Here is a 12098-nt window from a genome sequence, read left to right on the forward strand (position 1 = left end):
AAAGCTGCTTTTCAAAAACACTCGCACGTGTTACAAACTATAGAGTTGTAATCTTTTACTAGTTTCCAGTTATCAGTTTAAGGTAAAGCAGAATTGAAGAGGGAAGAAAATAACACTCCGTTGAGTTCAAATCAGACTTTTTTGAAGCGTCTGCTTTCGGTATTGCCGGACTTGCGGGCACATCTTATTTTCTGGCCTTTAGTGGTCATCGGTATAGCGTTGGATTTGTGGAGTAAGAGTGCCGTATTTGACTGGCTGGTGGGGGAGCATAACGGCAGCTTTTCGATTATAGACGGTTTCCTGCGATTGGTAATGGCAGTCAATGACGGCGCAGCTTTTGGGCTATTCGCCGGGCATATTGGCTGGCTCACAGTAGTTTCGTGCGTTGCGCTGGTAGCGATTTTTGCGGTTTTCCTCTTCGGCGGGGCCAGGCAGAGATTGGTTAACGTTGCTCTCGGACTCTTTGCCGCCGGTGTTTGCGGCAATCTTTATGACAGAATATTTAATGATGGCCTCGTGCGTGACTTTATCGATGTTTATTACCGTCAGCATCATTGGCCGGCGTTCAACATCGCAGACAGCATGCTTTGCATCGCTGTTGGATTGGGGATTATTTCCTGCTTTCAGACTCCCAAACACTCTTCATAGCATCTCGTCAATGATTAAAAAACATACGACTGTAAAGGTTGACGCTGAGAGGCACATAGCAGTATGGCAATAATAGGAATGCAGGATGTGAGCGTTGGTTTTGGCGGCCGGCCATTGCTTGAACATATAAATTTGCAGATACAGGCAGGCGAACGGATTTGTCTGCTCGGCCGCAATGGCGTGGGAAAAACGACGCTGATGAAGCTCATTACGGGCGAAGTTTTGCCCGAAAAAGGCGATGTTTCGCGTGTGCCGCAGCTTACGGTGACGTGCTTGACACAGGATGTGCCGGATAATCTGAATGGGACGGTGTTTGAGTTTGTTTCCGAGGGGCTGGGGGAATGCGGAAAGCTGCTGGCGCAGTATCATTTTGTCAGCCATCAGCTCGCCCTTGACCACGATAACAAATCGCTGCTGACTAAGCTTGATAAACTGCAGCACTCGCTCGATACAGAAAACGGCTGGCAGATGGACCGGTATGTCGAGAATATTATTGAACACATGGAACTGGATGCCGAGACGCAAGCGGCGAGCCTTTCGGCTGGGATGAAACGGCGGGTATTGCTGGCACAGGCGCTCGTTCGCAATCCCGATGTGCTGCTGCTCGATGAGCCGACTAACCATATCGATATCGAAGCGGTGACGTGGATTGAGGATTTTCTGGCCGGTTATAAAGGGACGCTGATTTTTGTCAGCCATGACCGGGTATTCGTCAGGAAGCTCGCGAAGCGCATCATCGAGCTTGATAGGGGCCGGGCAGTAAGTTATTTTTGCGATTATGAAACATTCCTCGTTCGCAGGGATAACGCCAATGAAGCACAGGCGGCCGAGGATGCGCTGTTCGATAAAAAGCTGGCGCAGGAAGAGGTGTGGATTCGCAAGGGGATAAAAGCACGTCGGACGCGCAGCAAGAGTCGTGTGCGGGCGCTCAAGAAGATGCGTAATGAGCGGAGCTTGCGCAGAAAGAAAATCGGGAATGCCCGGATGCAGCTGCAGGATGTCCAGCAATCCGGCAGGCTGGTTATCGAGGCAAAGGACATTTCATTTGCATATCTGGCCGAAAAGCCGATTATTTCGAAGTTTTCCGCGACTATCATGCGCGGCGACAAGATCGGCGTCGTCGGGCCTAACAGCTCGGGAAAAACGACGCTGCTGCGGGTGCTGCTTAAGGAACTTTCGGTGCAGCAGGGCACAGTACGCCATGGCACGAACCTGGAAATCGCGTATTTCGACCAGCTGCACGCGCAGCTTGAGTATGAAAAATCCGTGTATGAAAATATCGCCGATGGCAATGAAAGAGTGGTGGTTAACGGAAGACCCCGGCACGTCATCGGCTATCTTCAGGACTTTTTGTTTACGCCTGACCAGTCGCGAAGCCCGTTGTCGAATCTTTCCGGCGGAGAGCGGAATAGGCTGTTGCTGGCGAAACTTTTTACCAGGCCTGCGAATGTGCTCGTGCTGGATGAGCCGACAAACGACCTTGATATCGAAACGCTGGATTTGCTCGAAGAACTTTTGCTCGAATATCCAGGCACGGTCCTGATGGTAAGTCACGACCGCCAATTTCTAAATAACGTAGTCACCAGTATCATGGCGATGGAAGGTAATGGCGTTATAAACGAATACGTGGGTGGCTACGATGACTGGCTGCGGCAGAAAAAGGCACTGCCCAAACCGGAGCCGCAACAGTCACCGGCGAAAGGGGTAAAAGCAGTGCCGCCAAAAGAGCAGGTGCGAAAATTGACCTTCAAGGAAAAGAAGGAACTCAAAGGGTTGCCCGCTCTTATCGAAAAATTGGAAAGCGAGCAGCGGCAGTTGTACGAGGTGATGGCTGATCCGGCATTTTATAAAAAGGGTTCAGAAGTTGTCGCAGCTAGTACCAGGGCTGGGGAATTGAAGAAGCAGCTCGATGAAGTTTACGCCAGGTGGCAGGAGCTGGAGGCTCTGCAATAGGCAGGAATAATTTTTTATCATTACGCTTTTGTGCGTTTGAAGAACTGCTACTGGGAAGTTTTTTCGAAGACTTGCTCGGCAACGTAAATAGGGGCGTTCGAAGCGATACCCAGCGCAATCGCGTCGGAAGGGCGGGAGTCAATTTGGATAGTTTTGCCGTTTGAGTTCAGGTGTATGTTCGCGTAGAAAGTGTGATTGCGCAGGTCGGTTATAACTACCTTTTCTAATTTGACGCCGAGATTTTCTAATATATTCTCTAATAAATCGTGCGTCATTGGTCGCGGCGGCCTGATGTCTTTCAGCCGGCGGTCGATTGCAAAAATCTCGACTATGCCTATGACGATGGGGAAGGCGCGCTCGCCGTGCCGTTCTTTTAAAACGATTACCTGCTGGTCGGATGTTTCATTAATGATTATTCGCGATAATTCGACTTCAACGTCCATTTTCGGCGGTGCCTTATTTAAGTAACTGTAAATTATAGTTCTGAAAGATGTTTTTCAAGCAGTTTCAGTTGTTCCGATAGTTCAGTCAGCTTATCTCTGGTCGCAGCCACGACTTGCGGCTTGGCCTTGGCAACAAAGTTTTCGTTGTTTAATTTGGCTTCTGTGGCTCTTTTGGCCTTTTCTATTTCATCCTTTTGCTTTTCTAACCGCTGGCGTTCAGCTTCGGGGTCAATAACATCAAGTACATATATCTGCATGTCATCATGTATTACGGCTGCTGCATTCTTTGGCTTCTTAATGTCATCTCCCACCCTAAATTCACCGAGGCGCTCAAGTTGGCAGACCAAATTGCTATGTTTTTTGTAGAGATTAATTATGGGTTCGGTATCTTTTGCTGTTATGTTCACCGACACATTTAGTTTGCGAGAAGGAGCAATGTTGTATTCATTTCTAATATAGCGGATATCGCGAACTACACTCTGGATAAGGGTAATATCTGCCCCAACATTATAATCACTGCTTTGGGTAAAATTCAATTCCTTTGGCCATTGGGCGATTGTTAACGCAGTAGAACCATTAGTCTCGATTAGACCTTTGAGTTTTCTCACCGGGGTAATTTCGTTGAGCTTCTGGAATATCCCTTCGGTGATAAACGGCACAAACGGATGCAGCAGCCGTAAAGTCTGGTCCAGCACAAACGCTAAGACGTTTTGAACGACTGGCTTTTTCTGTTCATCCTCCATTCTTGGCTTTACCCATTCCAGATACCAGTCACAGAATTCGTTCCAGAAGAATCTCGAAATAAGATGCAGAGGCTCATGGAACTGGTAATCATTTAGTTGTTGTGTTGCTTCCACAATTGTGTAAGACAATCGCTTTAAGATCCATCTATCGGTTATGTCCAACTTCTTAGCGTCGAATTTGTTTGGCTCTAGACCATCCAGATTCATCATCGCAAAGCGCGAGGCGTTCCAGAGTTTATTGCAGAAATTCCGGCCGATGTCGAATTTCGGCGATGTATTTTCCGTCCGCCCATCCGGCAGTTTCATTTTCTCCACCGGCATCCTGACGTCCTGCGTCTGTGTTGTCATACTGACCAGCGTGAACCGCATCGCATCGGCCCCGTGGCTGTTAATGGCCACAAGCGGGTCAATCCCGTTGCCGAGACTCTTGGACATCTTGCGTCCTTCGCCGTCCTGTATCATCGCGTGAATGAAAACGTCCTTAAACGGAATATCGCCGGCGCAATACTGTCCCATCATTACCATACGCGATACCCAGAGCGTGATAATTTCACGGGCGGTGCAAAGCACGTCACCCGGATAGAAGGTTTTAAGCTCCGCCGTCTCATCCGGCCAGCCAAGAGTGCTGAACGGCCAAAGGGCAGACGAAAACCACGTGTCAAGAACATCCTCATCTCGATTCCATATTTGTACATGCTTCTCAAACTCATAGCAGGCTTTTTGTAGCTCTGGCACACCTGTAATACCCTCGACCCGTTTTATACGAGGATACGCTTGTCCTGACCGCATTGGGAGTGGACCATCAGGGCGGGAGAAGAGAAACTTGCCGACTTTATTCAATATATCATCTCCATCTGGTGTTTCGATACAAACATAGCCAGTACATAGTTCGTTTTCAGAAACACAGACTGTGAAATCGATATCTTCACGCTTAAAAGTACAAAATAAATCTCTAAGTGCGGACTTGAGTATTGGGGCTGGATCAGAATAGTCAGATGCGCTTAGATTGTCATTTTTGAGTTCCATTTTCCATATTGGTATCCTGTGTCCCCACCAGAGCTGCCTGCTTATGGGCCAGTCACGGAGGTTTTCCAGCCAGCTTTGATATGTATTTGCGTATCGGTCAGGGATGAAACGCAATCGGCCGTCAAGCAATGGCTTTAACGCCAAACCCGCCAATGATTTTACCGGCACATCGGTGTCTTCGATAAGCCCGGAGCCAAATTTTTCTTTCAAATGATCGATAGGTTTTTTAACGGCGATATACCACTGGTCGGACAGATACGGCTCGATAGGCACGTGGCTGCGGTAACTGTGGCCTACCTCGTGACTATAAGGCCTTACTTCTTCGAGCAATCCCTCTTCCCTGAACCATTCGACTATTGCCTCTCTTGCCTCGAAACGGTCCATACCGATAAGATTTTCGACATCCGGATTTTTAATTTGCCCCCAGTCTGTCCAGCCGAATTTGTCGCTGATAGAGCCGTCCGGGGCCATAACATTGATGACTTCGAGTTTTTGTCTTTGGCCTATGTCCCAGTCGTCCGGGTCGTGTGCGGGCGTAACTTTCAAAAATCCGGTGGAAAATCGCGCCTTTTCATCTTCGCTTTCAGCATCCGGCAGAACAACGTGCTCATCCGCTATAATCTGGATAATCCTGCCTGCAATTGGCAGCCGGACTTTTTTACCAACAAGATATTTCGCTCGCGGGTCTGCCGGGTTCATCGCGACAGCCGTATCGCCGAGCATTGTCTCCGGCCGGGTCGTGGCGACAGTGACGTGTTCGACTCGCTTACCTTCAATTTCAACAGGTTCAACAAGCGGATACCGCATATACCAAAAATGTCCGTCTATCGTCTCGTGCTCGACCTCATCATCGGCCAGCACAGTTTGTGTAGCCGGATCCCAGTTGACTAATCGTTTGCCTCGGTAAATTAGTCCGTCTTTGAAAAGTTTGAAAAATGCTGCACGGACGGCTTTTGCGCACACATCGTCCATTGTGAATCGCGTCCGCTGCCAGTCGCACGAGCAGCCCATCGCCTTGAGCTGGCTGATAATCGTGGCTTCGTATTCGTCTTTCCAGGCCTGCACGTGGGCTATGAATTCGTCCCGCTGGAAGTCTGTGCGTTTTTTACCCTGTTCAGCGAGCAGTCTTTTCTCAACGACTGTCTGTGTGGCGATGCCGGCGTGGTCGGTGCCGGGCATCCATAATGTATTGTAATTTTGCATCCGGCGGAATCGAATCAGCACATCCTGCAAAGCGTTATTCAGGGCGTGGCCGAGGTGCAGCGGCGCCGTGACGTTAGGCGGCGGTATCACGATTGTATAAGGCTTGCGTGTGCTTTTCTTCCCGGCCGGGGGGGCTTCAGCGTGAAAGAAATTTTGCGAAAACCAAATCTCGTTCGCCTGCTTTTCTATCGTCTTTGGTTCGTAAACTTTCGAAAGTTCTTCGCCCATAACTTGCCCGGTTTAAATAACAACCAATAAAAAAATTCCGGCTTAATAATAAACTGCCGGAATTTTATCTTAATAAAATCGAATAGAGATGTAAAGCAAACAATTGTAAACGAAGCGAGCGTTGCTTGCTGTAACAGCAGTTAGTTTTGTGCCGGCGTTTAGCTTAGTCGATATTCATTGTCATCAGGAACTCGGCGTTGGTTCGGCACTTGGTCAGCCTGCTTTTCAGCAGTTCTATTGCTTCAACCGGATTCAGTTCGCTGAGCACCCTTCGGAGCCGGTATATAAGTTCGAGTTCTTTCGCATCGAGCAGCAGCTCTTCCCTTCTGGTTCCGCTTCGGCTGATGTCTATGGACGGCCAGGTCCTTCTTTCAACAAGGCGCCTATCCAGGTGCAGCTCCATATTTCCGGTTGCCTTAAACTCTTCGAAAATGACCTCGTCCATCTTCGAGCCGGTGTCAATTAGCGCCGTTGCGAAGATAGTCAGCGAGCCGCCGAATTCGACGTTTCTCGCTGCTCCGAAGAATTTCTTCGGCATCTGCATCGCGCCGGAATCGACGCCGCCTGTCAGAATCTTGCCTGAGTGCGGCTGCTCGGTGTTATATGCTCGGGCTAGTCTCGTTATCGAGTCCAGAAGAATGACCACGTCCTGGCCGTATTCCACCATTCGCTTTGCCTTTTCGATTACGACCTCGGCCACCTGGCAATGACGGGCGGCCGGCTCATCGAAAGTGGAGCTTATGACCTCGACGTCCTCAGCGGTTTTGCGCTCCATTTCCGTAACTTCCTCGGGCCGTTCGTCAATCAGCAGCACTATGAGTTTTACTTCAGGGTGATTTGTGCTGATGGCGTTCGCGATTTTTTGAAGCAGGACTGTCTTGCCGGTTCGTGGTGCGGCGACGATCAGACCTCGCTGGCCTTTGCCTACCGGTGTTATCAAATCGACTATTCGCATATTCAATTCTTCCGGCGTGGTTTCGAGTATAATACGCTGCTCCGGATGCAGGGGCGTCAAATCGCTGAATACCACTTTTTCCGCGAGGTTATCCGGGTTCTCGAAGTTAATCGCCTCGACCCGCAGCAGGGCAAAATACTTTTCCGAATCTTTAGGCGGCCGGATTTGACCCGATACTGTGTTTCCAGTTCGCAGGCCGAAACGCCTGATTTGAGAGGGCGAGACGTAAATGTCATCCGGGCTGGATAGGTAGTTGTAACTCGGATTCCGCAGAAATCCGTAGCCGTCCGGCAGCACTTCCAATACGCCTTCGCCGTACAGCAGCCCGTTTTGGCGGATACGCTCTTTGAGAATCCTGAAAATCAAATCCTGCTTCTTTAACGCGGTGTATTCCTGTATTTTTTCTTTCTTGGCGATATCGTGCAACTCTGCTACGCTCAGCTTCTGCAAGTCCGTCAAATACAGGCTCCCTTTCTTAATCCGCTCGTATTTGGCATGGGTGGATTCTTCTTCAGCCTGCTTAGCCTTCTGAGCTTCTTCCTCAGTAACCGCAGCGGCGGGGGCTTCCTGCTTTGCCGCTGCCTCGGGTTCCGCTTGCTGACCGTTGATAATCGGTTCTTGTTCTTCCGCGCCGGCTCTTTTCTTTACGCCTTTTCTTCTTGCAGGGGCCTTAGCCATATTTACTCCTTCTTTTTAATCTACCAAACACCTGTTGTTTGTTTAATCAGCATTCCAGTAGGAATTCTCTAAGATTTGGATTTTGAACACTTGTAGAAATAAAACTTAAATTATCAAATGGGCTAACTGCTTCTTTTTGATAAACCCTACTTACCCATTATACTTGAGAAGATATCAGTGACTTGCCCGGCCAAAGCCGAGAAGCCAGAATTGTTATCAATGGTATTATCGGCGATTGTCTTTTTCTTGTAAAGAGAAATTTGAAATTTTTCTCTACATTTTAGCTCGCCTAATTCCATTTTGGCTCGTTTAACCCTTATTTTCCGGCTGCATTTGACGAAAACTAACTTGTCGCAGCGTTTTGCCCAGCCGACCTCCATCAAAAGCGGCATATCCAAAACGATTGCCTTGACCTTGTTTTGGCCGTTTGCCTTTTTGATAAGCGCCGTAACTTGTTTAAGGACAAGAGGATGTATTAGCTTGTTAAGGGCCGCGATTTTGCCGGTGTCGGCAAAGGCAAGTTTGGCCAGCTTACGCCGGCTGATTTTGCCTTTGGAATCCAAGATCTCACGGCCAAAACGGGCGACAATTCGTTTTCGTAAGTCTTGTTTGTTAAGGAGGTTATGGGCGAGTTTGTCGGCGTCGATTACGGCGCAACCCAACCTGGCAAACTCGGTTGCGACGGCGGTTTTGCCGGAGCCGAGGCCGCCTAAGATTCCGATTATTGGCTTTTTCTTGGGTTTGTTCACGAAGAGAGAACTTAATCGCAAGTTGAAAATATGTCAAGTGAGATGTCGGAAGTGTTCTGTTGGAATGGGGACAATGGGTAAAATGGGGTAGCATCAAACGCGCAAGTTTGCGTTTTTAGGCGGGTAGAAAGTGGTAGAAATTGCTAAAAGCTGCTAAAAATGCGCGCAAAAGTGAGAGAAAGTGCGCGGAAAATGTTGAAAATTGCAGTGGATTTTTTACCCCCCTGCGCGAATTGTTCGAAGCGAACAAGCGCGGGAAAAATTTCAAAAAACAAGCGACAAAATTCAAATAAATTCCAATCACCAAGATACAATCCGCCAGAGGCGGATAAAAATTCAAAACAGAAATTAGCCGTGAAGAAAAATTAACTACGTGGCGTAAGCTATCCCAAGGGGAGATGGACATGAAGGGACACAAATTTTTTAGATGCTGGTTACGCAGGGGAGAATACCTAAGATACTTAGGTATTCTTCTTCTCACAATTTAAGATAAAGTCGAAGTGTAGATAGCCAAAGCGAACGGCAAGACGGAATATAATACGCAAGATGCTTAGGTATTGGCAGTCAGTTTGTTCATACATTTGGAAAAGGCGAGCCATTCGGTTCGGTTCGCGAGGAGTAACTGCCTGCCTTTGCTGGTAAGGTGGTAGTATTTTCGTTTTCTGGCGATCCCCGCAGGTCTCCATCTGCTTTTAACCAGCCCGGCTTTTTGCATATTGTGCAGAGTTGTATAGACGGCGGACTGTCGCCATTCAAAAAAGCCTTTGGTTTGACGATTAACAGCCTGGATAAGGCCATAGCCATACACTTCTCGGTTTTTGAGGATTGAGAGGATTACAAATTTGATGCTTCCTTTTATAATCTGATGGCAGAACATTCGACAATTCTCCTATTACGAATTATAAGTAATTTTCCAAAGGATACCTAAGATACTTAGGTATTCTTTGGACGTCAAGCATAAAATTGTTTTGTGGGGATTTTAAGCAGGGGGCGTTAAGCATAAGATTGTTTTGTGGGGATTTTAAGCAGGGGGCGTTAAGCATAAGATTGTTTTGCAGGGCTTTAAGAAGGGACGTCGCTGCATGATGCGGAACAGTCGCTGAGGGGAATACCTAAGATAGTTAGGTATTCTTTCTGTCAGTCGAAGCTTTTTTGGCGCTGGGTTTTGAGAAGAGACCCGGCTATGTGGAGGGATAATGCCTAAGATAGTTAGGTATTCTTTCTGTCAGTCGAAGCTTTTTTGGCGCTGGGTTTTGAGAAGAGACCCGGCTATGTGGAGGGATAATGCCTAAGATAATTAGGTATTCTTTTTATCAAGCGGGGATTTTTAGATGCCGGGGGTTGAGAAATGGTGGTTTTGAGAAGGAGTGGCTGCCACCGGGGGCAGGTTGGTCGCTGGTTTCTGGCCGCTAGTCACTCCGCCAGTTACAGGGACCGGCAAAGAGAATACCTAAGATAGTTAGGTATTTTTCTTTCGAATCCATGGGTTGAAAATGCCGGGAATTGAGAAGTGGGGATTTTTTTGGGGGGATGGTTTTGGGGTTGACGGATTGGAGGATAGAAAGATTGAAAATCAATCCGCCTTCGCTGAAACTTAGGCGAGACAAGTCTGTCTTCGCCGAGGCTGCAGCGAGACGCTGCGCGAATGCAAAAATAAAAATTGTGGAGCCCCTTCGCGGGGGAATTTAGTCGTCGTTCGGAGTGTGGAGTATAATACCTAAGATAATTAGGTATTCTTTTTTTTGTCTGCTGGATTTGAGAATGCAGGGGTTTTTTCTTTTTTTGGGCGTTTTTTTGATGTTGACGGGGTGGGTTGCCGCCGAAGGCGGAGAACAGTTGAACAGTGGAGCAGTTGAGCAGTAGAAAAGGACGGAGGAAAGAGGTTGCATGAATTTTGAAAGTGGGGTAAAATTTATGTGCACCTTTGGAGAGGAGGCAACCTTTGGGTTCGTGATAAGCGTTTAATCGTTAGTATTCAGCAGACTGGAATTGAGGATATTTTTTATTGCTCTGCGGTGTATAAAATGAAGGCAGTGAAAATGAGAATTATCACAGGTGTACTTATCGGCGGGGGTGTAGGATTTCTGGTCGGTTACTTTGGTAAATGCGCATCCGGGACATGTCCATTTACAAGCAATCCGATTGTAAGCACAATAATCGGCGCATTGTTAGGAGGATTACTCGCTGCAGGAAAGTAGAAAAGAAGGTAAAATATGGCGAGCACCTAGGGCATGCTTCGCACAACGGCGGAGAAAAAGCATCGGGAGATTAGTAAATTTCCGGCTTGTGTTTGGCGAGAATTGGCAGGAGGTGGAAATAGGTAGGTGGATTTAGGTTTTTAATGGATTAATGATTACCAAGAAAACAGTGCTAGTTTTAGGGGCGGGGGCAAGCGCACCTTTTGGTTTTCCAACAGGGCAAGGCCTTAAAGACAAAATTTGTTATTTGCTCGACACAGGAGCTACAATTAAGGAGTTGACGAAGCTTAAATTTACTCCAGATGAGATTAATAATTTCAGACAGGCCCTGATAAAGTCACCACTTTTTTCTGTTGACGCGTTCTTGGAACGTCGTAGTGAATTTGAGCGTGTTGGTAAGGCGGCGATTGCTGCTGCACTGCTGCCGTGCGAGAAAACCCACGGTCTTTTCGATGATTGGATAGAGAAGAGAAAAAAAGAGAATAGTAAGGATTCTAACGAAAAAGAAGGTAATTGGTACGACCAGTTGTTCAACGCCCTTAACACAGAATTTGACAAATTAAATCAAAATAAACTCTCTATCATCACTTTTAACTATGACCGCTCACTTGAGCAGTATCTTTTCACGGGCTTAAGAAATACCTATGGCCGAACTAGCATTGAATGCGAAGAAAAGTTGAGCGAAATTCGAATATTACACATATATGGCAGTATAGGTCATTTACTGTGGAACAGACCTGATGATTTGAGCGTAGAATACGATTCTTGTGATTCTATAGCAACAGCAAAACCAATCGGGATTGCGATGAAAAATATAAAGATTATACCTGAAAATAAAAACGTAGAAGAAATAGAGGAATTCAAAGAGGCGCGACAATTACTAAGGTCTGCCGAGCGAATATACTTTCTGGGTTTTGGATACCATCCAATGAATCTTGAAAGATTAGGTGTGAAATGGTTAACTCGCCAAAACGGTCAAGATATACAAGGCACTTCACTGGGATTATCCGTTGGGACACGGGAATTGGTCAATAGATTAACCTATTCAGTAGCTAACGCCCCGGCGAGACTATTTTGTGCGCTACGTGACTGTACAGTTTGGAGGTTTTTCCACGACTACGTATCTTTAAAAGATGTTTAAACAAAATACTAACCGAAGCGGAGGGTGTTGGTAAAAATCAATCATTCATTTCAAGGGAAAAGAAATAAGAGATTGCCGCGGCCAACGGCCTCGCAATGACAGAGGCGGGAGTAACCCCTGCCGCGAGCGGCAG

Annotated in this window: 9 protein-coding genes; 4 read left to right on the plus strand and 5 right to left on the minus strand. The window is 47.3% G+C overall.

Going from position 1 to position 12098, the window contains the following annotated elements:
- Nucleotides 1–93: 93 nt before the first annotated feature.
- Nucleotides 94–648 carry a signal peptidase II gene (lspA, locus tag PHG53_04625; GenBank protein MDD5380909.1) on the plus strand — a complete coding sequence of 185 codons (555 nt, stop codon included), beginning with the start codon at nucleotides 94–96 and terminating at the stop codon, nucleotides 646–648.
- 63 nt (nucleotides 649–711) lie between these two features.
- Entirely contained in the window at nucleotides 712–2601 is a 1890-nt protein-coding gene (locus PHG53_04630; protein MDD5380910.1) for an ATP-binding cassette domain-containing protein, read from the plus strand.
- A gap of 47 nt (nucleotides 2602–2648) precedes the next feature.
- Here PHG53_04630 and PHG53_04635 read toward each other — a convergent pair whose 3' ends face one another.
- The 5 genes from PHG53_04635 to PHG53_04655 all read right to left on the minus strand — a co-directional run bounded on the left by PHG53_04635 (nucleotide 2649) and on the right by PHG53_04655 (nucleotide 9503).
- Nucleotides 2649–3044 carry a bifunctional nuclease family protein gene (locus tag PHG53_04635; protein ID MDD5380911.1) on the minus strand — a complete coding sequence of 132 codons (396 nt, stop codon included), beginning with the start codon at nucleotides 3042–3044 and terminating at the stop codon, nucleotides 2649–2651.
- Nucleotides 3045–3076: 32 nt separating this feature from the next.
- On the minus strand, nucleotides 3077–6244 hold the full coding sequence (locus tag PHG53_04640) for a valine--tRNA ligase (protein MDD5380912.1): 3168 nt from the start codon (nucleotides 6242–6244) through the stop codon (nucleotides 3077–3079).
- A 163-nt stretch (nucleotides 6245–6407) separates the two neighbouring features.
- Nucleotides 6408–7877, minus strand: a complete 1470-nt coding sequence (gene rho / locus PHG53_04645; protein MDD5380913.1) for a transcription termination factor Rho — start codon at nucleotides 7875–7877, stop codon at nucleotides 6408–6410.
- Between the two features lie 146 nt (nucleotides 7878–8023).
- The gene (coaE, locus tag PHG53_04650; protein MDD5380914.1) at nucleotides 8024–8626 is read right to left on the minus strand and encodes a dephospho-CoA kinase; all 603 of its coding nucleotides are present in this window, start codon (nucleotides 8624–8626) and stop codon (nucleotides 8024–8026) included.
- A 550-nt stretch (nucleotides 8627–9176) separates the two neighbouring features.
- Nucleotides 9177–9503 carry a PadR family transcriptional regulator gene (locus PHG53_04655; GenBank protein ID MDD5380915.1) on the minus strand — a complete coding sequence of 109 codons (327 nt, stop codon included), beginning with the start codon at nucleotides 9501–9503 and terminating at the stop codon, nucleotides 9177–9179.
- A 1147-nt stretch (nucleotides 9504–10650) separates the two neighbouring features.
- Between PHG53_04655 and PHG53_04660 the strand changes: the two genes are divergently transcribed.
- Together PHG53_04660 and PHG53_04665 are read left to right on the plus strand one after the other, a co-directional pair.
- Nucleotides 10651–10824: a DUF6132 family protein gene (locus PHG53_04660; protein MDD5380916.1), complete on the plus strand. Its 174-nt coding sequence runs from the start codon at nucleotides 10651–10653 to the stop codon at nucleotides 10822–10824.
- Nucleotides 10825–10975: 151 nt separating this feature from the next.
- The gene (locus tag PHG53_04665; GenBank protein ID MDD5380917.1) at nucleotides 10976–11965 is read left to right on the plus strand and encodes a hypothetical protein; all 990 of its coding nucleotides are present in this window, start codon (nucleotides 10976–10978) and stop codon (nucleotides 11963–11965) included.
- The last annotated feature ends 133 nt before the right edge of the window (nucleotides 11966–12098 follow it).

The organism is Phycisphaerae bacterium (assembly GCA_028714855.1).
Lineage (GTDB): Bacteria > Planctomycetota > Phycisphaerae > Sedimentisphaerales > Anaerobacaceae > CAIYOL01.

Excerpts from the sequence above, each read along its gene's own strand:
- PHG53_04630 (MDD5380910.1), top strand. The coding sequence starts at position 712 with ATGGCAATAATAGGAATGCAGGATGTGAGCGTTGGTTTTGGCGGCCGG.
- PHG53_04635 (MDD5380911.1), bottom strand. The coding sequence starts at position 3,044 with ATGGACGTTGAAGTCGAATTATCGCGAATAATCATTAATGAAACATCC.
- PHG53_04640 (MDD5380912.1), bottom strand. The coding sequence starts at position 6,244 with ATGGGCGAAGAACTTTCGAAAGTTTACGAACCAAAGACGATAGAAAAG.
- rho (MDD5380913.1), bottom strand. The coding sequence starts at position 7,877 with ATGGCTAAGGCCCCTGCAAGAAGAAAAGGCGTAAAGAAAAGAGCCGGC.
- PHG53_04655 (MDD5380915.1), bottom strand. The coding sequence starts at position 9,503 with ATGTTCTGCCATCAGATTATAAAAGGAAGCATCAAATTTGTAATCCTC.
- PHG53_04660 (MDD5380916.1), top strand. The coding sequence starts at position 10,651 with ATGAAGGCAGTGAAAATGAGAATTATCACAGGTGTACTTATCGGCGGG.
- PHG53_04665 (MDD5380917.1), top strand. The coding sequence starts at position 10,976 with ATGATTACCAAGAAAACAGTGCTAGTTTTAGGGGCGGGGGCAAGCGCA.